This is a genomic window from Shewanella donghaensis (assembly GCF_007567505.1).
GTDB classification, from domain to species: domain Bacteria; phylum Pseudomonadota; class Gammaproteobacteria; order Enterobacterales; family Shewanellaceae; genus Shewanella; species Shewanella donghaensis.
Map to the genome: position 1 here is coordinate 3,485,704 of NZ_CP041783.1, position 26,071 is coordinate 3,511,774.

The following is a 26,071-nucleotide window of genomic DNA, read 5'->3' on the forward strand; positions in this document are numbered from 1 at the left end:
GGTAAGATGCTGACTCTAGTTTAACCTGCTCTTTCACTTGGCGAAAGTCTTGATGATAGTCAATACAGAGGTAGTTATGGACCTATCGGTCGCACTTTATATCGTTCCCACTCCTATAGGCAATTTAGGAGACATCAGCAGCCGTGCAATTGATGTGCTAAATAACGTTAAACTCATTGCCTGTGAAGACACGCGTCATAGTGGAAAATTACTGAGTCATTTTGGGATTGAGACCCGTAAAACGGCATTGCATGATCATAATGAACGCGACAGAGCACAGTGGATTATTCAAAAGCTGAGTAATGGCGAAGCTGTAGCACTCATTTCAGATGCAGGAACACCACTGATTTCAGACCCTGGCTATCACTTGGTCAAACAAGTGCGTGAAGCGGGTTACAATGTTATTCCATTACCGGGACCTTGTGCAGCTATTACCGCATTAAGTGCATCAGGTTTACCGTCTGATCGTTTTTCTTTTGAAGGATTTTTACCATCAAAAGAGAAGGGTCGTATCGATAAACTATCAGCACTTAAAGAAGACCCAAGAACATTAATCTTTTATGAGTCGCCGCATCGAATCGTACACAGCTTAGAGTCAGTTGTTACCGCTTTAGGCGAAGACCGTGAAATCGTCATGGCCCGTGAAGTGACCAAAACATTTGAGACTTTTTTATCTGGCAGCGTGGCAAGCGTACTGCAAAGAGTGAAAGATGATTTGAATCAGCAAAAAGGTGAAATTGTTATCATGATCCATGGTCATCGTATTGACTCTGAATCAGAAATTCCAACAGTGGTGATCAATACCTTAAAGCTTTTATGCCAAGAACTGCCACTTAAGAAAGCCTCAGCATTGGCGGGTGAAATACATGGGCTTAAAAAGAATGCACTTTATAAATATGGTTTAGAAATCGGCCTGTAGTTAAGTTGCTCGTGTTTACAGTGGCTAAAGCCTGAAGTGATAAGTGGTTTCGCATAAAGCGACATTATAAAAGCGACATTATAGATGGTGTGTTGCAGTTGCTTACGCTATAATCCGCGCCGAGTTGGCCAGACAGTTGCTGCGTTCGCAAGAACGGGGAGGAAAGTCCGGGCTTCAAAGAGCAGGATACCAGGTAACGCCTGGGCGGTGTAAACCGACGACAAGTGCAGCAGAGAGGAGACCGCCAACTTCGGTTGGTAAGGGTGAAAGGGTGCGGTAAGAGCGCACCGTGCGGCTAGTAATAGTTCGTAGCAAGGTAAACTCTATCCGAAGCAAGACCAAATAGGGTCCCGTATGGCGCTGCTCGCGTTGGGACCGGGTAGGTCGCTTGAGCCTGTGAGCGATTGCAGGCCTAGATGAATAACTGTCCAAGACAGGACCCGGCTTATCGGCCAGCTCAACTAATAGTACGAAGCCCGCTTATCCAAAGATAAGTGGGCTTTTTGCTATCTGTAATATAGGTTTACATATTCAAAAAGTAAAATCTCACTTTTATTCCGCAAATTACTATTCTAAATAGGCTGTTATTCTCTAGTAAAAACTATCTGCAAATTATAAAAAACTATCGAATTTCAATATGAATTAAGGTCATTAAATCAGAGTGTAATGACTTTTTTTGGGAGCAGATGGAGTCAAATTTTTAGTTTACTCTGATCCAATAGTCATGACTCAAATGATTATCTATACAGTGATGGCCTGACCTTTCTAGGGCACTCTTGCATGTATCTACAAAGGTGTTTCGAGTGAAAAGTGACAAAGTAAAGCCTGTTCAAAAATCAACCATTCTGTCAATTGACCCTTCAAGCTCGCATGAGTATGGTAAAAATCAATGTAATACATTGAAAAGCAAATCCCAACATCCTTAAATACAATTAAATCTGCAATTAAATCTGCAATTAAATCTGCAATTAAACTGCAAAAAACGGATGGATATCGTTAGCTGTAGGAAAGCATAAGATCATTAGACTGGCTTCGATGGCAGCAATAGGGCTTTAGTATAAGAGCAAAATTAGGCTATCTAATTCTTGAATTTTGTTGAGGCAGGATAGTTTACGTGGGTAATGAATTTAAAGGTGATGGCAACCTTGTGATAATTAAACATGATGACGAATATTTTAGCGCTTATGCGCGCAAAGATAAGGTCTTGGTAAGCGGACAAAGTTATGTCGAACAAGGGCTGTAAATTGCAACAATGGGCCATTTAGGCGCGCGCGAGTGAAGTTATATTGCATTTTTAAACCCGAAAAAGACAAATCGCGTGACCCATTTCTCTATCTACTCAAACTGTAGCTACACTAAAGGATACCAGTGAGAGATTTCACTGCCCTTTACACCAATCGGAGATGCCCCTTGTGGTCACTCATCACTCCGATTCAAAAAGCATACTCAAAATGAACCTAGCGGTTTAACAAAGGAGCAAAAGGTGAGAAAACAACTTTCAGTAGTAATAATGGTAATAGTGGTTTGTATATTGCCATTTCAATCAGCCCAAGCTAGGACCTGGTTTCAAATTGATAAGCAGAGCTATCTTGACGAAGCTAAAAAGAAAAGGGATCCAAATAAACCTGAACCTGTCCATCATGCTCATGCGCTCACATCAGGAAAAATAGTGTATTTCTATGATGCTTGGGGAGGTATTAATATTGCTCCAGTGGGGATCTTGTCAGATGGTTCAAATCTTTATGGGCCGACAGCTCAGAATGGCAGAGAGGGGGAGTATATGGTGGAGGTTCTTGGTGACCACAGCACCACAAACGATCTTGTTATACGGTTAATTACCACAAAGATAGGCAGTGAAAATAGGTTCTTGAAGTGGGCTCCGCCCTCGGAGGGCGAGCCAAATGTTCTTAGTGACGATATTGCACCAGAAAACAGTCCAATGAACAGAAAGGCTGGGAAATTAGATCGTGCCTACGAAATGAAATTGGAAAAATTCGAGCCTGACGGCAATCGCTTCCGCATTTCCTTTCTTCAAGGAGGTGATGAGGACGGCAGGTTTCGTAAAAAATACTACTTGCACTCCGAGATAAATGCTAGTGGCGTTCGCAGTCTTGGCTATACCTCAGCTGCGAATTTTGGTGGTAGTTCCAATCGAGCTCCCGCAAACACAGGCTCGCGCCGCTATGATTTTTTCTTTGACATCGTTTCCTTAGCAGTTACAGACACACTTCAGGGAAAACCTAAAAAGGTTGGAGAGCCTGAAGTGGTCTATTCTTCTAAGAAACTTGGTTCTGGACGATTAAAAGGTGCAAAGTATTTAGCGGAAAACCCTGCAAGTGAAAGTCCTCTTCAGGTTCAAGCTGTTGTGGCAAAGTTTATTCCACAGAATACAACGAACCACGAGTATCATTGGGAAGTGGGTATGACAATCCAAACAGGTATTAGCTACGGAATAGGCAGTGTCAATATGTCGGTTACGGCGAGCGGAGGCGAATCTAGGAGCACCTCAGATTCGACGACAAACGAAACTCAAATACCTATCCCTGGAACAACGATTCCACCGAGACATAGTAAGAAAATGAATGCAGCTCTTGAAATAGAAATGCTAAATACACCATGGAGAGCGAGGATACATCGCACTATCAGAACTCGAACGTCAGATCGAGATGAAGAATACGAAATGGATCTAATCATCGAAGTGATAAGCAGGACAGAAAGTATAAAAGTAATAGGCTGGGGGGATCCGGTACCACTCGATTAACTTAGCTCTGACGTAACGCCAATGTTAAGCTAAACTTATTTCAATAAAGCGATTGTTATTTAAAATAGCAACCGCTTATTTTTTCGAATTTTTAGGGTAAAACTATTAAAATCAATAGTGTGAGCAATAGTATGGACACCCATAATTAATTATCTTTACACATAAATGACAGTAGGCAGTCTCGTTACCATAGGGTAAAAGAAGTTTATAAAGGTGTAGGCTATGGATTGAACCAAATAAGCTTTTAGACTTTTTTCATATCAACCCTACTGATTTTGTAACGTCAGTGCCGGATATTTTGGCGGTAAACAGTAAGAGAAGCTAATCTTTCCGTTTACAAAAATTCCATGAAAAAATAGTTGAAGATATTATTCAAAATGAATTTTTCATTATTGCTTAGGCAAATAAATAATAGCTTAAGGATAGTGACACTAAGTGAGTTAGTAAAATAAATGGGTCATATGACTAAGAGGCCTTTTCTGGCAATTTAATCAATACCTGCAATCCATTGGGTTTAATATTATTCGCTTTAATACTGCCATTATTGAGTTTTATCGCCGCTTGGGTAATTGCGAGGCCTAAACCCCAGCCTCCAGATTCTCTATCTCTTGAACTGTCAGGTCGATAAAATGGTTTAAACACTTCTTCTAAATCCGCTTCTTCAATACCTGGGCCGTCATCTTTTATGGTGATGATTACGCTTTGATCTTGGCTAATTGCAGTGATTGAAATATCACAGTTGGCATAGCGTATTGCATTACGCAGTACATTTTCAATCGCGCGAGATAGGGCTTTAGGATAATGATCAAGGCTAATCGTTTCAGGTATATCAATAAGCAATTTTTTTTGTTTTTGTTCTGCTTCAAATTCAGCATCATCTAGTATTTGACTCAATGATTCAGCTAGCTCTAAATGGACTTTATTTTCGCTGTTACTAATGGTTACCCGAGATAATGTCAGTAGCTCTGCAATAAGTGCTTCAAGCTGTTCTGCTTCATAACCGATGCGCTCTATCTCAACAGTGCTTTGTTCTTTCTTACGCGCTAACGCTAAAGATAATTGCAGTCTCGTTAATGGTGTTCGCAGTTCATGGGATATATCACCCATCAAGCGTTGCTGGTTATGCATCATGGTTTCAATGGATTCTGCCATGCTGTTAAACGCTAAGGCTAATTCGCCCATTTCATCTCTACGGCCAGCGGTTTTTTCATCGACACGACTGGTTAAGTCGCCGCCGGCGAGTGCGTTGGCGCTTAATTTGAGTGAACGCAGCGGCTTGCCTAGATACCATGCTAAAAGGCCACATAAGATACCCGATAGAAGCATTGCAATGAGAACGGTGAGTAATTTATGGTCGTTAAAGAAAAAAAACCAAGGTCGTGGGTGGTTATCAGCCACTCTTCCGTAAATGCGATATTCACTATTGTCAGATATAAATGTATAAGGGCCAAAGACCATTTCATCTCGAAATTGGTGGCTCATAGGGGCATCAAATTCTTCACTCAATAGAAGAAACTGCCTAAAGGTGCGGGGCACTTTTTGGCTGTTGATGACGACATCTTGGTCATTAAGAATAAAGAATCGCAAAGGTTTACCATCTGGCGTCCTGTTACGATGCAGACGTTTCAATGCCTTAGGATTTTCGAGTAACTTGGGGCTTTCAATAAAATGGCTAGCAGTCCGTTTAAGTAAACGTTTTTGCCCTTGATCCATTGGGAGTTGATCATGACTTTTTTGTAAAAAAGGCAAGATGCCAACAAAGCCAATAGTCAGTGAACTGCAGAGCCAAAAGCCCAGCAGTAACTTAACAAATAAACGATTCAACGACGACAACATGATCATTACGGGATCCAGATATAGCCTTTGCCACGGATGGTTTTAACGCGAGGGCGACCATCTTTACGCTCAGGTAATTTTTTACGAAGATTAGATAAATGCATATCTAAACTGCGATCAAACGGCATCAGTTTTTTACCCAGTACGGTTTCACTGAGTTGCTCTTTGGTGACTAAATCACCTGCTTGGGTAATCAGGCTATGCAATAAGGAGAACTCAGTACCCGTTAGAATTATCAGTTGCTCATTGCAGTAAAGCTCTTGCCTGGCTTGGTCTAAGCTTAAGTCGCCAAAAGTAATAGTCTCTTGAGCATTAGATTCGGCCTGAGTTAGATTTGAACGACGTAAAATAGCCCGAATACGAGCAATCAACTCTCGGTCGTTAAAAGGTTTTGGTAGATAATCATCGGCGCCGATTTCTAAACCCACAACACGGTCAATTTCATCACCACGAGCGGTTAGCATCAATACTGGCGTTTGCTTTTGAGTGCGTAATGCGCGTAAAACTTCAAAGCCATTGAGTTTTGGTAACATCACATCAAGTAAGATTAAATCGAAATCTTGATGCTGAGCATAATCGAGGCCTTGCTGGCCATCAAATGCCTGAGTTAGGGTAAACCCTTCAAGCTCTAAAAGCTGGGCTAATAATTCTGATAAACCTGCGTCATCATCGATTAATAAAATTCGACTCATGGAAACCTCACTCAATAATTAGCCGTTACTATATAACGAATGGCGCTCTAAGTTGTAGCATCATTGCATTCTTTTACATATTGGGTTGTTGCAGCTGTAAAGCATTGAAAATTCGGCCCTCATGGTAAAAAAAGTGAAATTGAGTGTAATATTTTTTGCTAAATAGTTCCGATTGGATTGAGCTTTGGATTTTAGCTAAATACCTCGCCACGCTCTTAAGTCAAACTAAGTTTTGGAAAACCAATAAACAAAAGCGAGCGCCATTTTGGCACTCGCTTTTATCATGTTAATTACAACATGACCTATTTTTGCAAATAACGCTTAATTTTAACCACGATATAAGTCAGTAAAATCGATCCCGCAATCAAGCCAACAGAGAACACCACATCTTGTAATGCCGTAGGGTTGATAACCAGCATTCCGCCCAAGCCTAGCATCATGATGCCCGACATGAGTTTGAGTACTTCACCTTCTTTTTCAGTGAGCTTACGTTTACCTAATGTTGCAGCAAAAACGATAACAATCGTCGCTAACGGAATGATATAGATAACGTTGTAGGCAATGAGATACAAATAGCGTTCCATGCTATCTAGCCCTGAAATTGATAACACCGAGGTGTAAATCATCGGGAAACCCGCAGTACAGAGTAATTCGTAGGCATTAGCCAATATTGCCAGTACGGCAGAACCGAAAATAAGTGCTGGTAAGGAACTTGCTTTAGACAGTTTGCCCATACGTTTTATCAAGCTGCCGCGGTTTTCGACCGACATCGATAAACTGACATCGCCTTTACCGTAGAAAAAGTCTTTGATGTTCACTGTGGCGGCGATTAAGGCAATTAAGCCTGCGCCTGTAATTATCCAGCCCCCATCGCTGCCGCCAAGTAGTTGGAACAAGTTGAGCCAAGCACTCATAAAGATGAAGTAAATAAAGCCTGAGAAGAACACGAAAATACCGCCGACTAATAACATGCGGCCACGGCTGCCTGCATTTACCATAATGCTCAGTAAGAATAATAATACAAAGAATGCACAGGGATTGAAGGCGTCGACACCAGCAAGTACTAAGGTGAGAACGGGCAGAGACATTTTCTCCGGCTGAACGGCGCCAATTAATGGAATATTAACCGGCTGTATGTGTGGGGTGTTATCTTGGGTTATTTCACTATCGAAATCCATTCCGCAAGTGCTAGGGTTATTTGGGTCTGAGTCATCGGAACATGTTTCAAATAATGGGGCGTCGGCGGTAGATTTATCTTGATAAAAATCAGCCATTAAATCACCCGATTTTATCTTACCACCATATTTGCTATAACACGCTTCAAGGCGTTCTAGAATATAGCGTCCAGTGACATCATGATTGTTGTAACCCACAATTGCTTCGCCACAAACGGCAAAGTAGGGCACTGACTTAGGTTCAACACCAGTCAATTCTCCCATCTTCATTAATTTATCAACACTACCAGGTTCACTAATTAGCGAGGCTTGTAAATTAATCCAGCTATAGCGTTCCGCTAAAGCATCAATAAAAGGGTGTGCTTCACGACAATGCGGGCAGGTTTCTGACCAGAAGAAGTGTAAGTTAACACTGGGCTCATTTTGAGTTTGGTTAACCCATACATTGGCATTGTTATTATTTGGAACTTCCACAGCTTGTGCGGTTCCACTGAGTGAAAATAGTAAACTGCATATAAAAATGATGCTGGTGGCAAACTTGTTCATTTGTAACCTCAATATAAACTGCGTACAACGTTAGATACTAATTAGTAACTCTGATAGCAGATTCTTAACTTTGTTCAGTATGGAAACTATCTGTTTTTATATACGTGAACTCGCTCCCACTATAGCGATAACGACTGTGATTCATCGCAAACTATTGAAATAAGGCTAAGTTGTCACTTTGGTTAAAAAAACATCTTTACACTCTTTTACTGAGCCTTAACCCTCATTGACATTGCATTCGGTAAACTTAATTCATTCCTACGAAACACGATGTAGGTATCCCCGGATTCAGTTATCAATGCAGCTTGTATTTGTTCACTGTGTTGATAGCGCAAATTTTCAAACCAATTACGGAATGTGTAGTTGGAATAAATGACTTAATAAGGTGAAATTATGAAAACAGCATCAAAAATCAAAGCGAGTGTTATTGCGATAGTGGCTTCTTCTGCATTATTAGCCGGTCAACTTTATGCTGCTAACACTGATACGTCAGTTCAAACTGAGCAAACGCAAAAAAGTGAAAGAGCCCATGGCGGCAAGCATCATGGTAAAAGCATGGAAAAAGGCATGCGTAAAATGCTACGTTCATTAGACCTAAGCGATACGCAAAAAACGGATGTTAAAGCGATTGTGGCAAAGTACAGAGCAGATAAAGATGACCGTCCTTCTGCTGAAGAACGTAGCGCTCATAAAACTGATATGTTGGCATTGATTAGTAATGCTAATTTCGATGAAGCTCAAGCAGAGCTAATGATTGCTGATAAACAAGCTAAGCAAAAGCAGCACATGCTTAACTTCTTTAAAATGCAAAATGAAGTGTTTCAATTGCTGACTGAAGAGCAACAACAGAAATTTGAGTCACGTTTTACTAAGGTAAAAAGTAAAGGTTCTCGTTAATTTAACAACGACTCAGCTATACTAGAGATCAACTAAATTGTTTTAATGACTAGTGTTTTCTCTATTATGACTGAAGAATCTGAATACGATTTTTGGGTAAAGCTCGCCAGCCGTGCGGCTGTGGCTACAGCGTTAATCCTTATCGTGATAAAAATGCTCGCTTGGCTCTATTCAGGGTCGGCGAGCATGTTAGCTTCACTGACTGATTCCTTTGCTGATGCTCTCGCATCCATTGTTAACTTCATTGCGATTCGCTATGCGATTTTACCTGCCGATGACGATCATCGTTACGGTCATGGTAAAGCTGAACCGTTAGCCTCCCTTGCACAATCTGCCTTTATTCTTGGCTCAGCTTTTTTATTGATGTTTTATGGTGGCGAACGGTTATTTAATCCCGTTGAAGTAACTAATGTGGGTGTTGGTGTGGTGGTGTCTATTATCGCGCTTATCATGACATTTGCTTTGGTGATGCTACAGAAGAAAGCGTTAGCGAAAACCAACAGTACCGTGGTTGAAGCTGACTCATTACATTATAAGTCCGATTTGTTTTTAAATGGCGCAGTGCTGCTAGCGTTAGTTTTGGCTCAGTATGGCTGGTGGTGGGCTGATGGATTGTTTGCAGTATTGATTGCGCTTTATATCGGTCATCAAGCTATCGATTTAGGTTACCGCTCGATTCAGTCATTATTGGATCGCGAGCTAGATGAAGATACTCGGGCTCAAATCGTGGCAATTGCAGTACAAGATCCTCGAGTGAATGGCATTCATGATTTACGTACTCGTCAGGCGGGTAAAACGACCTTTATACAGTTCCATATCGAGCTTAATGGCCAACTGTTATTACAAGAGGCACATGAAATTACCGATGGCACAGAAGATCGATTGCGGGCTGAATTTGCTGATGCCGAAGTGATTATTCACCAAGACCCCATTTAATAATTAGTACAATAAAAAAGCCGCGTAAGCGGCTTTTTTTATTACTAGGTTGAGAGGATTTATTTCTAGAGAGGATCTGGTTTTTTCGATGAAATACTAGGCTAAAGATGTTAGCTTTTGCGCTGCCTGTTCAACAATACCTGCAATGGTATTATCAATGTTGACCGTAATAACGTTAGGTTCACCACTTGGGTCTTCCAACGTCGAAAATTGGCTATCAACCATGCCGGGTTTCATAAAATGACCTTTGCGGGCATTAATGCGATTCAAAATGAGTTCATAACTCCCTTCCAAATACAGAAATATCACCTGATTATTGCCATCGCGTATTTGTTCTCGATAATTCTTTTTAAGTGCTGAGCATACGATCACAGCAGTTTCATTTTTTTGCTCAACGCTAAAAGCGGCATCTCTGATCCGTTCAAGCCAAGGCGCTCGGTCGTCATCATTAAGCGGTTCACCACTGGCCATTTTTATAATATTAGCTTTTGGGTGTAAGTCATCGCCGTCAATAAACTTAGCATTGATAACATTTGCCAACTGTTCACCAACGCTACTTTTACCGCAGGCACACACGCCCATTACAATAATGCTTTTACCGGTCATTTTCGTTCCTTGCAGTTATTTTGAGCTATATACTTCGCGAGTTTTACGACGCATCTTGTTGTTGCGATACAGTTTACTGATGAGATGTAGCGTTGTGAACCCCCATAATACTAATACTAAAATACCCTAGGACAGAAAATGGAATCAATAGCTCAAGTAGCAGATCCAACCTATTTATTAACCGTTGCAGCAATGGCAATTTTTGCATTACTGATACTGATCATCAAACTCAAAGTGCATGCATTCGTGTCGCTAACATTAGTGAGTTTTGCCACTGCTGTAGCAGCGGGTATTTCAAGTGAACAAGTTGTTCCGACCATGATGTCTGGCTTTGGTGGAACACTCGCCTCAGTGGCATTACTTGTTGGCCTTGGGGCTATGATTGGTAAAACTTTAGAAGTGACTGGCGGCGCACAAGTGCTGGCAGATACCTTGATTGGTCGCTTCGGTAAAGAAAAAGCCCCGTTAGCGTTAGGTGTGGCTTCGCTATTATTTGGCTTTCCTATCTTCTTTGATGCCGGTCTTATCGTGATGATGCCGATTATTTTAAGTGTGGCACATAAGTTTGGTGGCTCGCCGCTTAAATATGCCTTGCCATCAGCGGGTGCATTTGCAGTCATGCATGCTTTTGTTCCCCCGCATCCTGGCCCAGTGGCCGCAGCTGACTTACTGGGTGCCAATATTGGTATGTTGCTGTTTGTCGGTATGATGGTTGCGATTCCGACTTGGTATGTGGGTGCTTACTTATTTGGCTTATATGCAGGTAAGAAGTTTGATATTCCATTATCAAAAGTATTCTTTAATGCTAATGGAGTCATTGATCCTGCTAAGTTGCCAAAGTTTAGTACTGTGATGATGATTCTAGTGTTACCGGTTTTATTAATCTTTATGGATACAGGTTTAAATACCTTAGCGGTAGCGGGAATGATTGATGGATCTTCCCCATTAGTTGAAACGCTGCGAATGTTAGGTAAAACACCTGTAGCACTATTGATTACGCTATTGGTTTGCTTGGTCGTCTTTGCTAAAGACTACGGTATGAAGCACCTTGAAAAGCTTTGTGGTGATTCATTAGCGCCGATTTGTGCGGTTATTTTAGTGACCGGTGCTGGTGGTATGTTTGGTGGTGTTTTACGTGCAAGTGGCATTGGTGAAGCATTAGCTAATGCATTATCAGACACTGGCATGCCATTAATCGTAGCCGCTTTTGTTATTGCCACTTGTCTGCGTGTTGCACAAGGCTCAGCTACTGTGGCATTAACCACTACGGCGGCGTTAATTGCTCCTATGGTTGCTGCAACAACGGGTCTAACTGACTTAGATTTATGTTTTATTGTTATCGCGATTGCGGGTGGTTCAACGGTGTTATCTCACTTTAATGATTCAGGCTTTTGGTTAGTCGGCCGCTTGATGGAAATGGATGAAAAGACAACGTTGAAGACTTGGACGGTGATGGAAACCTTATTAGGTTCTATCGCGTTCATTATTGTGGCGGTGTTAACACTTATTCTGTAATAACCATCAATGAATCGCTTTTTAATTAAGGGATTTAGAGCAGAATTATAGATAATAAAAAGGAGTCCTTTCGTGATCGAAATTGGACTCCTTTTTGCTTTATAACATTCTAGCTTATGGAATATTAATCCATTGCCAGTTCTTTGAGCTTACGGGTCAATGTATTTCGTCCCCAACCCAAACGTTTAGCTGCTTCTTGCTTATGCCCTTGGGTATGTTTTAGCGCAGTTTCTAATAAGATACGCTCAAATGCTGGTTGCACTTCAGTTAATAAATCACTTTCACCTGCAGCAAGTTTCTCATCAATCCACTGAGTTAATGCCACTTGCCAATCGGATACTCCGTTGGTTCTTTCGCTGCTATTAACGGGATCTTTGAGTAATTCAGGGGGTAAGTCTTGGGGTAAAATCTCTTGCCCTGATGCCATCACGGTTAACCAGCGACAGGTATTTTCTAGTTGACGCACATTACCAGGCCAAGGCAGTTGTTCGAGCTTTTTGGCTGTATCTTTGGTGAGTATTTTAGGCTCAACTCCAATTTCTTTTGCTGCGGTTGTCAGGAAGTGATTAGCTAGCTGAGTGATATCTTCACGGCGTTGTGAAAGTGGTGGTAAATGTACACGAATGACATTTAAGCGATGAAATAAATCTTCGCGAAAATCGCCTTTTTGTACTTGTTGCTCTAAATCTTGGTGAGTAGCAGCGATGATTCTTACATCAACTTGCACTGCAATGTGGCCACCGACACGATAAAACTGTCCATCAGCCAGCACTCGCAATAAACGCGTTTGCACATCTAACGGCATATCACCGATTTCATCTAAGAATAATGTGCCACCATTGGCTTGCTCAAATCGCCCCTGGCGCACATTGGCAGCACCGGTAAAGGCACCTTTTTCATGGCCAAATAACTCAGATTCAATCAAATCCTTTGGGATCGCCGCCATGTTTAGCGCAATAAAGGGATTGTCTTTGCGGGGGCTGTGTTTATGCAGAGCGCCTGCGACAAGCTCTTTACCAGTACCCGATTGACCGTTAATCAGCACACTAATTGACGAGCGCGATAAACGACCAATGGCGCGAAAGACTTCTTGCATCGAAGGCGCTTCACCAATAATTTCAGGTGTTTTGACTTTTTCAGGCTCTTCAACCGGTGTTGGCACTTGTTCTGTTGCATGGGTCAGGGCGCGTTCAACCAACGCAATGGCTTCATCAATATCAAATGGCTTGGGTAAATATTCAAAAGCACCGGCCTGATAGGCACTAACCGCGCTATCTAAATCGGAATGTGCGGTCATAATAATGACAGGAATATGCGGGTAATGTGTTTGAATACGGTCAAGTAGTGTCAGCCCATCGGTACCTGGCATACGAATATCAGAAACAATGACTATTGGCTGAGATATTTCTAAGGCTTGCCATAAAGATTCTGCCGCTGCAAAACTCGCAGTTGTTAACTTTGCCCCTGCTAGCGCTCTTTCTAATACCCAGCGAATCGAACTATCGTCGTCGAGGATCCAAACTTGTTCGCTAATATTCATACTGCTTCCTCTATAGCCATCAGTGGCAAATTATTGTAATGGCAAAGTAATTGTAAACTCGGTGTGTCCTGGTGCCGATACACAATCAATGCGACCTCCATGTAAACGCGCAATATTATGGGCTATTGATAGCCCTAAGCCTGAGCCGTCTTCTCTTCCTGTGACCATGGGATAGAACAGCGTGTCTAATAGCTCTGCTGGGATCCCTGGGCCGTTGTCGATTATCGATAATGCGAGTACGAGTTTGTGGCGCTTAGTACCAATAGTGACTTGATGCTGAGTGCGAGTTCTAATCAGAATTTCACCACCATGGTGCTCTAATGCTTGAGTCGCATTTTGGACAATATTAAGCACTGCTTGCTGTAACTGATCGGGATCCATATGCATATCTGGGATGGAAGGGTCATAATCTCGAGCTAATGTAATATTGGCAGGTAATGTCAGATCGATAAGTTGTAATACTTTCTGCACCACTTGATGAATATTATGATCAGAGTGTTGTGTTGGGCGCTGTGGGCCTAACAATTTATCGACTAAATTCCGCAATCTATCTGCTTGTTCAATAATAAGATCGGTAAATTCTTTTAGACGAGGCTCTTTGAGCTCTCGGGACAATAGCTGGGCTGCGCCTCTTAACCCACCTAATGGGTTTTTAATCTCGTGAGCGAGATTTCGAACTAGAAATTGGGCTGCCTGTTGTTGAGCATCGAGATTGAGCTGTTGGTGAATTCGATGTTGCTGATCAACTTGCCTTAGCTCAAGTAAACTCAAGTTGTCCTCATGTTCCATCGGACTCAGGGTAATGTCGATCATGTGATGAACACCGTCTAAGGTGATGAGTGCAGCGGTGTTTACAGTGATGCCTTGGTTGGCGGTGACAGAATCTTTTAACAGCTCAGAGTCAACGCCCATGAACTGGTATAGCTCAGGCAAACGCTGTTCCAGCAGTTTATTGCTACTGATCCCAAGAAGCTGTTCAGCTGCGGCATTGGCGTAATGCGGCCGTAATTCGTTATCAATAACGAATACAGCGGTAACCAAATGGTTCAGCAGATTGTTTGTGTCCATCAATTGTCCTGCATAATAGAGTTGCACCATCATGTTGCACCGTTTTGGTGCGTTGTGCAACTTGTTCTACACTGACAATTTGTTCATACAATTCCTAGTTAATTATATTTATCGTTATGATATATATAGTTATTTAGCTGGCCTTGTTGCCGGTTTAGCAATTGATAAAACAGATGCTTGGTGTAGAAAAATCTTTCTTGGAGAACTTGATGCAAGGACTTTGCCGTTTTGGGCTAAAATTTTAACCACTAGGTTATGTTCACCGCGATTAACTTCGGTGACATTAAAAATACTGCTTGATTGAGGTTGACCATAGAGGAGGTCATCAATATAGAGGGCAATTAAAAAACCACTAGGTAATTCTGGTGCGGCGCTGGCCACGACAGTGAAGTTACCGTTGTTGTTACGAATGGTTTCTTCTTGAGTCGGGTTTACAATGCGAATGCGATACTCTGCTGCTTCTGCAGCTTTTCCTGAGCCTTCTGTTTCTGCAGGAATTTGAACCGTGACGCTATTTTGAGTATTTTGTTTGAGCTCTAAAGGCTCTGCATTTTCGACGGGTTGGTCGCTGTAATGCACTTTTCCTTGATCATCTACCCAGCGATATACTGTGGCATGGCTGATTGAAAAGATCATACTACATAAAATAAGACTAATAATTAGGGTTAAACGCATTTGGGGTTCCTTCACCTTCAGCTTTAAATAATCTAATATTAGCCTTTTTTGGATTAAAAATCAGCATTAACTAGCTATTAACATCGGCTAATTAATTGTACTCACAGCAGTATTCGCTGATTTCGCTGATACGAATTTTAAATGTGACTTTCGCATCCAGTGTAAAAAGCTGACCTGCAGGAACGGTTTTCCATTCAGTTGTGTTTGGTAGTTGTACTTCAAATGATCCTGAAGTGACGTTCATTACCTCAGCTACTGCTGTATCAAAAGTATATTCGCCCGGCAATACCACCCCAAGAGTTTGATGACTGCCATCAGCAAAGTGAATGGTACGACTGATGACTTTGCCATCAAAATAGACATTTGCTTGCTTGGCTACATTAACCTGATTAATTACTGTCATTAGTTACCTCAATTTCTTCTACATTATTATTTAAATTATCATAGCTGGTGAATATATATTCATATTCAATGAATTAAAAGCTAAATTTAGTTATAGGGTAGAAGTTTATAACATCGATGGTGGGCCATTTAGGCTATCGAATGATATTGAATTAATTAGCTTTATTACTAATTAGTGAATTTTAGACAATAAAAAACCCGCATTAAGCGGGTTTTTTGTTTCTCATAAATGAGAAATTAGTTAAGCAAAACCATATTACTTACGGTTATGACGCTTACGTTCGTTTTCAGTTAAGAAACGCTTACGTACACGAATGCTTAAAGGTGTTACTTCTACTAACTCATCATCATCGATGAACTCAAGCGCTTGCTCTAGTGTCATGTCGATTGGAGGAGTCAACACTTGTGCTTCATCAGTACCAGATGCACGCATGTTAGTAAGTTGCTTACCTTTCAAACAGTTAACTGTTAAGTCGTTTGCACGAGCATGTAGACCAACAACTTGACCTTCATAAACTTCTGCAGCATGGCCGATAAATAGGCGACCACGTTCTTGTAAGTTAAACAATGCGAAAGTCAGTGCTTTACCTGTAGCGTTTGAAATCAATACACCACGTGCACGTTGACCAATATCGCCGCCTTTCACTGGACCGTAATGGTCGAATGAATGGTAAATAAGACCACTACCAGATGTAGCTGTCATGAAGTCAGTTTGGAAACCGATTAAGCCACGGCTAGGAATGATAAAGTCGATACGTACGCGACCTTTACCATCTAACTGCATGTCTTTCATGTCGCCTTTACGTATGCCTAATTTTTCAATCACAGCGCCTTGATGTTCTTCTTCAACATCAACGGTAAGTGTTTCAAATGGCTCGCACATTTCACCGTCAATTTCTTTAACGATTACTTCTGGACGTGAAACAGCTAACTCGTAACCTTCACGACGCATGTTCTCGATTAAGATACCTAGGTGTAATTCACCACGGCCTGAAACACGGAAACGATCTGGAGATTCAGTTTCTTCAACACGTAATGCAACGTTATGAATAAGCTCTTGCTCTAAACGCTCAAGGATATTACGTGAAGTAACATACTTACCTTCTTTACCAGCAAACGGAGAAGTGTTTACTTGGAAAGTCATTGTTAGCGTTGGTTCATCAACAGAAAGTGGTGGTAAAGCCTCTACAGCTGTTGGTGCACAGATAGTGTCTGAAATTTTCAGTTCACCTAAACCTGTAATAGCAACGATGTCGCCAGCAGTAGCTTCTTCAACTTCGTGACGGTCAAGGCCCATGTAACCTAATACTTTGCCCATTTTACCGTTACGAGTCTTACCATCAGCACCAACAATAGTCACTTGTTGGTTAGGTTTAACGCTACCACGCTTAATACGACCAATACCGATAACACCCACGTATGAGTTGTAATCGATTTGAGAAATCTGCATTTGGAAATCACCTTCTGAATCAGCATCAGGAGAAGAAACCTTCTCAACGATTGCTTGGAACAAAGGTGTCATGTTGTCAGTAATTTCGTCTGGATCAAGAGTCGCAAAACCATTTAATGCAGAAGCATATACGATAGGGAAATCTAACTGTTCGTCAGTTGCGCCTAAGTTGTCGAATAAGTCGAATACTTGGTCGATAACCCAATCAGGACGTGCGCCAGGACGGTCAATCTTGTTAATAACAACGATTGGCTTAAGGCCTTGAGCGAACGCTTTTTTAGTTACGAAGCGAGTTTGCGGCATTGGGCCGTCAACTGCATCTACTAATAGTAATACTGAATCTACCATAGATAGAACACGTTCAACTTCACCACCGAAATCGGCGTGACCAGGAGTGTCTACGATATTAATACGGTAGTCGTTCCATTTGATGGCGGTATTTTTAGCCAGAATGGTGATACCACGTTCTTTTTCAAGATCGTTAGAATCCATTACACGTTCTGTGGCTTCGCCTCGGCTTTCAATTGTGCCTGACTGTGCCAAAAGCTTGTCTACCAAGGTCGTTTTGCCATGGTCGACGTGAGCAATAATGGCGATGTTACGTAAATTCTCTAGCACGGATAAAACCTCTATACCATCAAACAAATAAATAGGAGTTTATAGCGACATTTAAGTTTAGCCACCATAAAAAAGCGTGCCATTCTACTCCACGAGACGCTTTGCGGATAGGATTATTTTTGTACACTTTATGATTAGCTAAAAAATAACCGTTATTTTTCGACTTTATTGCATTATAGAGTAGTAACTATTCAGAAATGTGACAAATGACAATAGAAGTATTTTTCGTGACGCACCAATATAGACTTATGCACCATACGGGGGCATAGTGATGCACTGTGGCGGTGCAATTTGTTTATTTTGAAATTATTCGAAGATGTCATGGCTAATAGAATCAGTTACTTATCTATCTGGCATGATAATCGCTTATTGATTGTCAATTATGTGATATTTGCGCACTAACACTTGATGTTTAGTAGTAAACTTGAATTATAAAAGGGAATACCCTTACTCTACCGGAGGCTTTAGAATGTCAGCTGAATCTGTTTTAACGCAACTTAAAGAATTGGAAGTTAAGTTTGTTGATTTACGCTTTACCGATACAAAAGGTAAAGAGCAACACGTTTCTATCCCATCACATCAAGTTGATGAAGATTTTTTTGAAGACGGCAAAATGTTTGATGGCTCGTCTATTACTGGCTGGAAAGGCATTAACGAATCTGACATGGTACTTATGCCAGATGCGAGCACGTTTGTTCTTGATCCTTTCACTGAAGAAACTACTGCTCTTATTCGTTGTGATATTTTAGAGCCAGGCACAATGACTGGTTACAATCGTGACCCACGTTCTATTGCTAAGAAAGCAGAAGAATACTTAACGTCTACGGGTATTGCTGACACTGTATTAATTGGTCCAGAGCCAGAGTTCTTCTTATTTGATGATGTTAAGTTTGGTGCTGACATGTCAGGTTGTTTTGCTAAAGTTGATGCAAAAGAAGCTGCATGGAATTCAGGTACTAGCTATGAAGATGGTAACACTGGTCACCGTCCATTTGTTAAAGGTGGTTACTTTCCAGTAGCGCCAGTTGATTCATCTCAAGACTTACGTAGTGCTATGTGTTTAGTACTTGAAGAAATGGGTCAAGTTGTTGAAGCGCATCACCATGAAGTTGCAACAGCGGGTCAAAACGAAATCGCTACTCGCTTTAACACGCTAACTGCTAAAGCAGATGAAGTTCAAATTCTTAAGTATGTTGTGCATAACATGGCACACGCATACGGTAAAACAGCAACATTTATGCCTAAGCCTGTTATGGGTGATAACGGTAGTGGTATGCATGTTCACCAATCTTTAGCTAAAGATGGCGTTAACTTATTCGCAGGCGACAAGTACGCTGGTTTAAGTGAAATGGCTCTTTACTACATTGGTGGTATTATCAAGCATGCTAAAGCGTTGAATGCATTTACTAACCCAAGTACAAACTCTTACAAGCGTCTTGTTCCACATTTCGAAGCGCCTGTAATGCTTGCTTATTCTGCACGTAACCGTAGTGCTTCAATCCGCATCCCAGTGGTACCAAGCCCTAAAGGTCGTCGTATTGAAACTCGTTTCCCTGATCCACATGCAAACCCTTACTTAGGTTTTGCTGCGCTATTAATGGCAGGTCTAGACGGTATCCAAAATAAGATTCACCCAGGTGAAGCAATGGATAAAGATTTATACGACTTACCAGCAGAAGAAGCGGCTGAGATCCCACAAGTAGCCACTTCATTAGAAGATGCACTTGCAAACTTAGATGCGGACCGTGAATTCTTGCTTAAAGGTGAAGTCTTCACTAATGACTTTATCGATTCATACATTGCTATCAAGCAAGGTGAAGCAGAGCGTGTTGCACGTACTACTCACCCAGTTGAATTCGAACTTTATTATTCGTTATAAGAAGTCTTTATAAAAAGGTTTTATAGACCGCTTATAAGAATAGTTAACACGAATTGCTTGTAAAAAGCCCTTACTGATTTTCAGTAAGGGCTTTTTTGATCTTTGAATGGAAAGTTTTGAATTTTCTAGTTTACTTGCACTCAATATCTATATCGTTATTTACCCATCAGGATGATTGAGAGAGCAGGTTAAACAACCAACGACTGACGCTTTTATGTTAAAGATGAGTAAACTATCAAAAGAAATGGATTTTATTACATATACTTAATTACCAAGTTTAAGTAGTTAAGCCCAAATTAGTCAATCTCGCCTGGATTCAGCTAAGCGATATTAAGAATAAGGACGCATGATGATCATTAATGGTATAGGTCGATGCCTACAACAAGTGACCCTGTGGGTTATCTTGATTTTACTGCCATTTTCAGCGATTGCAGTGGAATGGCCGCAAGATGTTGAAACCAAGCTGGGTACGCTAGTGGTTTATCAACCACAACCCGAATCCTTAGATGGAAACGTTTTAATGAGCCGTGCAGCTATGTCATTCGAAGTTAAAGGGCAAGAAGATCCTGTATTTGGTGCTTTTTGGTTTAGCGCCAGAATTGATACTGAAGACGATAAAGCTTTAGTGCGAAATATTGAAGTGACTGAAGTGCGTTGGCCGTCATCAACTGCTGAAGATCAACAAACATTTACCGATACTGTTACCGAGGCATTAGCAAGCTCTAGCTTTGATATTTCGATGGCGCGATTATCTGCTAGTCTTGAAAGTGCGGAGCAAGTTAAACGTAGCTTAGACAATATTAAAAATGATGCGCCGGAGATTTTATTTAGCAGCAAGTTGAGTGTGCTGCTTTCTTATGATGGCGAACCTCAGTTCCGAGAAATCGAAAACAGTCCTTACGAAAGGATTTTGAATACGCCTTTTGCAGTTGCTCGCAACATTGAAACTAAAAAGCTGTACTTAAGCAGTGGTACTTTTTGGTACGTGGCGGATGATGCTATGGGACCTTGGCAAGTAACGCTATATCCACCTGAAGATTTAGTGGCAATGGTCAACACTGAAGAGGAACCAGCCAAAAGTACTGCCAATGCGCCGCATATTATCGCCTCCGATACTCCAACCGAATTAGTCGCAACAGATGGTTCTCCTCAATGGCAGAGTCTTATTGCTGGTAAATTGCTGTATGTGAGTAATACAGAAACACCATGGGTAAGAGAGACCACTTCAGGTGATATGTATGTGCTGTTATCCGGTCGTTGGTTTAAATCGAAGAAACAGGCTGGACCTTGGGCTTTCGTCAGAGCTGACAAGCTGCCTGAAAGCTTTAAAGATATTCCACCAGAATCTGATATTGGTGGTTTAAGGGTGTCGGTAGCTGGGACTGATGAAGCCAATCAAGCCATGCTTGATGCACAAATTCCCCAAACCGCGGCAATCAAGCGTGATGAAGCCAAACTTGAAGTCGAATACGATGGTGAGCCTAAGTTCGAAGCGGTTACGGGTACGGCAATTTCGTATGCCGTAAACACAGCGACACAAGTGCTTTTGATCGAACAAGCTTACTACGCCGTTGACAATGGAGTGTGGTTTACATCAACAACCGCTAAAGGGCCTTGGATTGTTGCTGACAATATCCCTAATGAGGAAATCGCTAAGATCCCTGCAAGTTCACCCGTTTATAACACCACATATGTACAGGTTTATGATTCAACGCCTGAAGTTGTCTATGTAGGCTACACACCAGGTTATATGTGGTCATATCCTTATTACGGCGTGCCTATTTATGGAACGGGTTACTACTATCCACCTTATTGGGGGCGCTACTATTATCCTCGACCTCCAACCTGGGGCTTACATGTGGGTTATAACCCATGGACTGGATGGAATGTTGGCGTTAGTTGGAGTAATGGCTTTTACCGAGCTGGTGTAGTGTGGGGCGGAGGTTATGGTTACCGTCGTCCTTGTTGCGGTATTTACGGTGGCGGTTATAAACGTCCTGTGGTGATTAATACTGGCAATATTAATATTGGAAATAGTATCAGTGTAGGTAATCGAACTAAGATTTCTAATCGCATGAGTACCAACAATATTAAAGGTAACAGGGTGGGTAAAACCAACTTGTATAACCGCCCTGAAACCCGCAATCGTATTGCTAGCCCTGCGCTTGCGAATAAGAACCTTAATAAGGCGACTCATAACAAAGAACGTCGTAATGATGTTTTTGCCGATCGAAACGGTAACGTTGCCCGCGATAACAAAGGCAGCTGGGAAAACCGTAGTGATGGCAAGTGGAATAATGCACCGTCCACGAGAGATGTGACTAAGCCATCGAGTTTAAATAAGCCGTCTAAGCTCAATCAGAGTAGTTTCCCATCGACGAGAACTCGGCCTGCAACATCAACACGCCAAACTACACCCACAAGGCAACCTACTTTTAATCAGCCTAGTAACACCAATCGTTCTATCAATCGAACGCGTCCATCGGGCGGCTTTGATCATCAAAGTCTCAATCGTTCTAGACAAGCTCGTCAGTCGGGAGTGGCTAGAGAAGGTCGTGCAAGAGGGGGGCGATAATAGTCATTCGATAATGAGTATCGTGCTTATTTAATTAGCACTTAAAATAAAAAACCTGCTTTTGCAGGTTTTTTTATTTTTAAGATTAGGAGCTTCTTTGACCAGAACTAAATAGCTTTAGTTAATTAATTAGTTTTTTAAGGATATAACCAACGGCTTCAAGTAACTGTATATAGACTATGCTTGCACATTCACGTTATGGTTTATCTCTCTTAATTTTAAACAACAGAACTTATGGAAAAGCAATATGTGGAACGCTCTTAGCGCCTACCGCTCATCAATCATTTTACTTTCGGCACTCATGCTCGGTGGAATGCTAGGTTTTTTAGTGCCTGAAGTGGCAATAAAACTCAAACCCATAGGGCAAATTTTTCTTAATTTATTGTTCATGATTATAGTGCCGTTGGTGGCTGTCAGTGTTATGTCATCTATTGCCAAAATGACAGATCTCAAAAAGCTCGGTTCTATTTTGGCCACTATCATGGGAGTGTCAGTTCTCATGGCCATGATCCCTGCTGTCGGGATTGTGTTATTGGCATTGGCCTATGATCCTGCTCAGGGAGTCACACTCGAATTAGCTGACACTGTTGAAGCTACAGGTCAAATGGATTTTGTGAGCTTATTAACCACCAACGACTTTGTGGGATTGTTGTCAAAATCGAATATTCTCGCCCTGATTATTATGTCGGTAATTAGTGGTATAGCGATTGGTCAGTCAGGTGAGGATGGCCTTAAAGTGTCCGCTTTACTGGATAGTCTTAATACTGTGATTATGAAGATCATTGCCATTTTGATGTATGCCGCGCCAATTGGTTTAGGTGCATATTTTGCTGCAACGATGGCCAGTCAAGATGCTGAGCTTATGGGCACATTTGCTCGTGCTGTGGGGATCTTTCTGGTTGCGACATTCCTCTATTTAACCGTAGGGTCCAGTTTTTATGCCTGGATTGGTGGTGGAGTAAAAGGGGTTAGAACCTTTTGGGCAAATATGCTGGATCCGGCAGTAACTGCATTGGGTACCAGTTCTTCGTTAGCGACACTTCCCGTCAATATCCGCGCAGCGAGTAAAATGGGCTTAAATGAGCAAATTGCGGAAATAAGTTTACCGTTATTGGTTAACTTAAATAAAGGCGGCGCAGCAATGATCACCGCGCTTAAAATCGTGTTTATTTATTCGCTGTTGGGGCTCGAGTTTACCTCTGACGTATTCATGTTAACTATCTTGATTTCGATATTGTCAGCGTTTGTTATTGGTGGGGTTCCTGGGGGGGCCTTTTTAGGTGAAATCTTTATTGTGACGACCTTAGGTTTGCCACTAGAAGTGATTCCAATATTAGTGGTGCTAGGGGCTATCACTGATGCTGCTTCCACTGTTATAAACGTAGTCCATGATTTAACAGCGACACAAATCATCGAACGAATTAATGGCAAGCAATATTTATCCTCAGCGCCATAACAACGCAGGTTCTTGAATATCATTACTTAAGCATTGAAATTAATTGATGAAACGCCATAAATTACTATTTATGGCGTTTTTTATTTCATTGTCATGAATTGTTCTGCGTACGAGGTCAAACTTGTAGGGTATTTGTTCGATTATCATAAGCTATTAGTTGAACGGGCTTTAACCATGTGTGACAATGCGACCCTTAATTTTGTAACAGTTGTTAACGTTATTTTGCCGTGAAAATCCCTCGCTTCATGAGAAATTTTGAAGCCTATGTATTGTTTATTTTTAACAGCAATGTTTAGCATCATCGTTTAGTTAACTATGTCTCGATAAGGCATAGAATTATTAAAATTCGAGCATGGATACTCAATGAAGCTACCTTTTCGACACCTCATTTTTTTGGTGATGACACTTATTTCCGTCATTCCTATCAGTACACTTTCTTTGTGGTCGGTTAATTCAGCGTTAAACAATGAATTCAATATGGTTCACGACAAGCACTTGTTACTTGCCAGCAATATTACTAAAGCACTAAACCGATATGCTGTTGACGCTTTGGCTATTTTCACCACTGTAACCAATATCGGCAGTGAACAAGTTGTTGATGATGAATTGATGCAACTCTTAGACGTTATTGATGTGGTGTCTGTTGGGGTCTTTGACGAAAATGGACAACGGACTGCGATATTGTTTGGCCCTGAAGCCTCTCAGCCTAAGTCACTTACCAACCCAGAAAATCCATTTAATCTCTCTAATTTAAATCATCCTCATTTCACCCCGATTCATAAAGAGGGAGTGGTCGAGCCGACTCTTTACATGATTAGGCAAACCACAGATAACCGAATTTGGCTTGCCACCATGCATGCCACTTATATTGAACAATTGCAGTCAGCATTAGTCTTTGGTGAAAAAGGGCACGCAGCTATCGTTGATAAATTGGGCAATGTGTTAGCCCATCCCAATAAGCAGTGGCAAGCTGAAGCTAAAAATATCAGTAAGATAAGTATCGTGCAGCAAATGATGGCCGGTGAAACCGGTGTCAGTCAATTTTACTCTCCAGCAGTTAAGGCCGATATGATCGCAGGCTTCGATGTTGTGCCTACCACTGGCTGGGGAGTTATGATCCCGCAACCCATAGCTGAGCTTGAGCAGCGCGCTTTTGACGTTATTCAATTTACTTTGCTGGTGGGTATTATTTCATTAGTTGTATGTAGTTTGTTTAGTTGGTGGATTGTCGGACTTATAACACGTCCTATTGATATTTTAACCAACAAAACTCGCGGCTTAACAGATATTGGCGAAGATGAGACCCCCAGGCTATATCGGGGCTTTCATACTGCAGAGTTTGCCAAACTTTTTGATAGCTTTAGACAAATGGCACTGGAGATCCGCAGTGGGCGGGAAGAGTTAGAATATAGGGTGGCCAACAGAACCGCAGATCTTGCTAAGGCGCAAGCACAAGCGTTACATCTAGCTCATCATGATGCGGTTACTGGGCTTGCTAACAGGATGGCAATCAGAAATAAAATTGCTGATTTACTGCAACAACAAAAATATTTCTCATTATTGTTTATTGACCTTGATGGCTTCAAAAAGGTGAATGATAAGTATGGTCACGGTGTAGGAGATAAACTGCTTAAGAGTCTTGCTGAGCGAGTTAACAAACACCTTTTTATCGACGATATACTGGCTCGTTATGGCGGTGATGAGTTTATTGTTTTAATGCCTAATATAGAATCTATTGAACCCGCAAAATGTGCGGCTGAGAAAGTATTACAATTATTGAGAAAGCCGGTTCAGATTGATAACCACTCAATTTCTATCAGTGCTTGTATTGGTTTAGCTATTGCGAAAGGTGAAGATAAAGATACTGACAGCTTGATCCATCGTGCAGATACGGCAATGTACAATGCAAAACACCAAGGCAAGAATCAAGTTTGTATGTATACATAGCCATATGTATTCATTATTTTTAAGGAGTGTCAGTGGCAATATTATCAAGATACGCTAGAAAATCATCTTATGGCTTTACTTTAATAGAGCTTGTGGTGGTCATTATTATTCTCGGCATACTTGCAGTTGTTGCAGCGCCGAATTTTATTTCGTTAAAAGAAGATGCTTACAGTGCCAATATGCGTGGCGTATCGGGTGCAATTGGTAGCGCTAAAGAGTTGGTTCATTCAGCGTGTGTGATCCGTGCTGATTGTGATTCTACAATACCCGCTGGCAGCAGTAATTTGATTATTGTTCAAGGGGCAAGTATTAGGCTTGCCTATGGTTACCCTCGAGATACAGAAGCGGGTATTGCTAGAGCGATTAATATCGTTGATGGTGATGACTTTGAATTGACTCGATATACCAAAGCGGGTCGAGATGGTCTAAGAATTAGACCTGCTGCAGACTATTCCGTTAATGATTGCGAGATACGATATTCTGAACCGCAAAGCGCGATTGATTTACCTTTAGTTGAGTCTGATTTAGAAGGCTGTTAGTGTTTTTGTTTAGCGACATCACAAGATGTAGCTTCAAGA

20 protein-coding genes and 1 other RNA gene are annotated in these 26,071 nt (G+C 41.5%); 12 read left to right on the forward strand and 9 right to left on the reverse strand.

What is annotated here, in order from left to right; genetic code table 11:
* Window positions 1-76: 76 nt before the first annotated feature.
* The 4 genes from rsmI to FPK91_RS15000 all read left to right on the forward strand — a co-directional run bounded on the left by rsmI (window position 77) and on the right by FPK91_RS15000 (window position 3,680).
* Complete coding sequence (gene rsmI / locus FPK91_RS14985) at window positions 77-919, forward strand: 16S rRNA (cytidine(1402)-2'-O)-methyltransferase (protein WP_144211978.1); 843 nt, start codon at window positions 77-79, stop codon at window positions 917-919.
* Window positions 920-1,039: 120 nt separating this feature from the next.
* Window positions 1,040-1,383: RNase P RNA component class A (gene rnpB / locus FPK91_RS14990), an RNA gene on the forward strand.
* A gap of 650 nt (window positions 1,384-2,033) precedes the next feature.
* Window positions 2,034-2,162 (forward strand): hypothetical protein, encoded by a 129-nt coding sequence (locus FPK91_RS14995; protein WP_158638093.1) that lies wholly within the window; start codon window positions 2,034-2,036, stop codon window positions 2,160-2,162.
* A gap of 240 nt (window positions 2,163-2,402) precedes the next feature.
* Window positions 2,403-3,680, forward strand: coding sequence for a hypothetical protein (locus FPK91_RS15000; RefSeq protein ID WP_144211980.1), 1,278 nt, complete (start codon window positions 2,403-2,405; stop codon window positions 3,678-3,680).
* 465 nt (window positions 3,681-4,145) lie between these two features.
* On the opposite strand, the gene FPK91_RS15005 is transcribed toward FPK91_RS15000, so the two are convergent.
* The 3 genes from FPK91_RS15005 to FPK91_RS15015 form a co-directional block, all read right to left on the reverse strand.
* Window positions 4,146-5,522 (reverse strand): ATP-binding protein, encoded by a 1,377-nt coding sequence (locus tag FPK91_RS15005; RefSeq protein ID WP_144211981.1) that lies wholly within the window; start codon window positions 5,520-5,522, stop codon window positions 4,146-4,148.
* A complete protein-coding gene (locus FPK91_RS15010; RefSeq protein ID WP_144211982.1) occupies window positions 5,522-6,208 on the reverse strand; it encodes a response regulator in 687 nt (228 codons plus the stop codon). Before FPK91_RS15010 ends, FPK91_RS15005 begins: the two co-directional genes overlap by 1 nt.
* A 302-nt stretch (window positions 6,209-6,510) precedes the next feature.
* Window positions 6,511-7,929, reverse strand: a complete 1,419-nt coding sequence (locus tag FPK91_RS15015; RefSeq protein ID WP_144211983.1) for a cytochrome C biosynthesis protein — start codon at window positions 7,927-7,929, stop codon at window positions 6,511-6,513.
* 393 nt (window positions 7,930-8,322) lie between these two features.
* Here FPK91_RS15015 and FPK91_RS15020 point away from each other — a divergent pair, with 393 nt between their 5' ends.
* Both FPK91_RS15020 and fieF read left to right on the forward strand, forming a co-directional pair.
* Window positions 8,323-8,826, forward strand: a complete 504-nt coding sequence (locus FPK91_RS15020) for a Spy/CpxP family protein refolding chaperone (protein WP_144211984.1) — start codon at window positions 8,323-8,325, stop codon at window positions 8,824-8,826.
* 66 nt (window positions 8,827-8,892) lie between these two features.
* Window positions 8,893-9,762, forward strand: a complete 870-nt coding sequence (gene fieF / locus FPK91_RS15025) for a cation efflux pump FieF (protein WP_144211985.1) — start codon at window positions 8,893-8,895, stop codon at window positions 9,760-9,762.
* 96 nt (window positions 9,763-9,858) lie between these two features.
* Here the strand turns inward: fieF and FPK91_RS15030 are convergent, their stop codons facing one another.
* Window positions 9,859-10,368 (reverse strand): gluconokinase, encoded by a 510-nt coding sequence (locus FPK91_RS15030; protein ID WP_144211986.1) that lies wholly within the window; start codon window positions 10,366-10,368, stop codon window positions 9,859-9,861.
* A gap of 138 nt (window positions 10,369-10,506) precedes the next feature.
* Here FPK91_RS15030 and FPK91_RS15035 point away from each other — a divergent pair, with 138 nt between their 5' ends.
* Window positions 10,507-11,883, forward strand: coding sequence for a GntP family permease (locus FPK91_RS15035; protein ID WP_144211987.1), 1,377 nt, complete (start codon window positions 10,507-10,509; stop codon window positions 11,881-11,883).
* A 124-nt stretch (window positions 11,884-12,007) separates the two neighbouring features.
* Here the strand turns inward: FPK91_RS15035 and glnG are convergent, their stop codons facing one another.
* The 5 genes from glnG to typA all read right to left on the reverse strand — a co-directional run bounded on the left by glnG (window position 12,008) and on the right by typA (window position 17,636).
* The gene (glnG, locus tag FPK91_RS15040; protein ID WP_144211988.1) at window positions 12,008-13,423 is read right to left on the reverse strand and encodes a nitrogen regulation protein NR(I); all 1,416 of its coding nucleotides are present in this window, start codon (window positions 13,421-13,423) and stop codon (window positions 12,008-12,010) included.
* Between the two features lie 30 nt (window positions 13,424-13,453).
* A complete protein-coding gene (gene glnL, locus FPK91_RS15045) occupies window positions 13,454-14,491 on the reverse strand; it encodes a nitrogen regulation protein NR(II) (protein ID WP_144211989.1) in 1,038 nt (345 codons plus the stop codon).
* A gap of 129 nt (window positions 14,492-14,620) precedes the next feature.
* Window positions 14,621-15,166, reverse strand: coding sequence for a DUF4124 domain-containing protein (locus tag FPK91_RS15050; protein ID WP_144211990.1), 546 nt, complete (start codon window positions 15,164-15,166; stop codon window positions 14,621-14,623).
* A 91-nt stretch (window positions 15,167-15,257) separates the two neighbouring features.
* A complete protein-coding gene (ppnP, locus tag FPK91_RS15055; protein WP_144211991.1) occupies window positions 15,258-15,569 on the reverse strand; it encodes a pyrimidine/purine nucleoside phosphorylase in 312 nt (103 codons plus the stop codon).
* 255 nt (window positions 15,570-15,824) lie between these two features.
* Window positions 15,825-17,636, reverse strand: a complete 1,812-nt coding sequence (typA, locus tag FPK91_RS15060) for a translational GTPase TypA (RefSeq protein WP_144211992.1) — start codon at window positions 17,634-17,636, stop codon at window positions 15,825-15,827.
* A gap of 469 nt (window positions 17,637-18,105) precedes the next feature.
* On the opposite strand from typA, the gene glnA reads away from it, so the two are divergent.
* From glnA to FPK91_RS21225, 5 genes are all read left to right on the forward strand, one after another.
* The gene (gene glnA / locus FPK91_RS15065) at window positions 18,106-19,515 is read left to right on the forward strand and encodes a glutamate--ammonia ligase (protein ID WP_144211993.1); all 1,410 of its coding nucleotides are present in this window, start codon (window positions 18,106-18,108) and stop codon (window positions 19,513-19,515) included.
* Between the two features lie 346 nt (window positions 19,516-19,861).
* Window positions 19,862-22,090: a carbohydrate-binding family V/XII gene (locus tag FPK91_RS15070; RefSeq protein ID WP_227006582.1), complete on the forward strand. Its 2,229-nt coding sequence runs from the start codon at window positions 19,862-19,864 to the stop codon at window positions 22,088-22,090.
* Window positions 22,091-22,337: 247 nt separating this feature from the next.
* Complete coding sequence (locus FPK91_RS15075) at window positions 22,338-23,546, forward strand: dicarboxylate/amino acid:cation symporter (RefSeq protein ID WP_144211995.1); 1,209 nt, start codon at window positions 22,338-22,340, stop codon at window positions 23,544-23,546.
* 363 nt (window positions 23,547-23,909) lie between these two features.
* Window positions 23,910-25,493, forward strand: a complete 1,584-nt coding sequence (locus FPK91_RS15080) for a sensor domain-containing diguanylate cyclase (protein WP_144211997.1) — start codon at window positions 23,910-23,912, stop codon at window positions 25,491-25,493.
* Window positions 25,494-25,525: 32 nt separating this feature from the next.
* The gene (locus FPK91_RS21225) at window positions 25,526-26,032 is read left to right on the forward strand and encodes a type II secretion system protein (RefSeq protein ID WP_158638094.1); all 507 of its coding nucleotides are present in this window, start codon (window positions 25,526-25,528) and stop codon (window positions 26,030-26,032) included.
* The last annotated feature ends 39 nt before the right edge of the window (window positions 26,033-26,071 follow it).

Coding starts and splice junctions, on each gene's coding strand:
- rsmI (WP_144211978.1), top strand. CDS start 77: ATGGACCTATCGGTCGCACTTTATATCGTTCCCACTCCTATAGGCAAT.
- FPK91_RS15005 (WP_144211981.1), bottom strand. CDS start 5,522: ATGATCATGTTGTCGTCGTTGAATCGTTTATTTGTTAAGTTACTGCTG.
- FPK91_RS15010 (WP_144211982.1), bottom strand. CDS start 6,208: ATGAGTCGAATTTTATTAATCGATGATGACGCAGGTTTATCAGAATTA.
- FPK91_RS15015 (WP_144211983.1), bottom strand. CDS start 7,929: ATGAACAAGTTTGCCACCAGCATCATTTTTATATGCAGTTTACTATTT.
- FPK91_RS15020 (WP_144211984.1), top strand. CDS start 8,323: ATGAAAACAGCATCAAAAATCAAAGCGAGTGTTATTGCGATAGTGGCT.
- fieF (WP_144211985.1), top strand. CDS start 8,893: ATGACTGAAGAATCTGAATACGATTTTTGGGTAAAGCTCGCCAGCCGT.
- FPK91_RS15030 (WP_144211986.1), bottom strand. CDS start 10,368: ATGACCGGTAAAAGCATTATTGTAATGGGCGTGTGTGCCTGCGGTAAA.
- FPK91_RS15035 (WP_144211987.1), top strand. CDS start 10,507: ATGGAATCAATAGCTCAAGTAGCAGATCCAACCTATTTATTAACCGTT.
- glnG (WP_144211988.1), bottom strand. CDS start 13,423: ATGAATATTAGCGAACAAGTTTGGATCCTCGACGACGATAGTTCGATT.
- glnL (WP_144211989.1), bottom strand. CDS start 14,491: ATGGACACAAACAATCTGCTGAACCATTTGGTTACCGCTGTATTCGTT.
- FPK91_RS15050 (WP_144211990.1), bottom strand. CDS start 15,166: ATGCGTTTAACCCTAATTATTAGTCTTATTTTATGTAGTATGATCTTT.
- ppnP (WP_144211991.1), bottom strand. CDS start 15,569: ATGACAGTAATTAATCAGGTTAATGTAGCCAAGCAAGCAAATGTCTAT.
- glnA (WP_144211993.1), top strand. CDS start 18,106: ATGTCAGCTGAATCTGTTTTAACGCAACTTAAAGAATTGGAAGTTAAG.
- FPK91_RS15070 (WP_227006582.1), top strand. CDS start 19,862: ATGATGATCATTAATGGTATAGGTCGATGCCTACAACAAGTGACCCTG.
- FPK91_RS15075 (WP_144211995.1), top strand. CDS start 22,338: ATGTGGAACGCTCTTAGCGCCTACCGCTCATCAATCATTTTACTTTCG.
- FPK91_RS15080 (WP_144211997.1), top strand. CDS start 23,910: ATGAAGCTACCTTTTCGACACCTCATTTTTTTGGTGATGACACTTATT.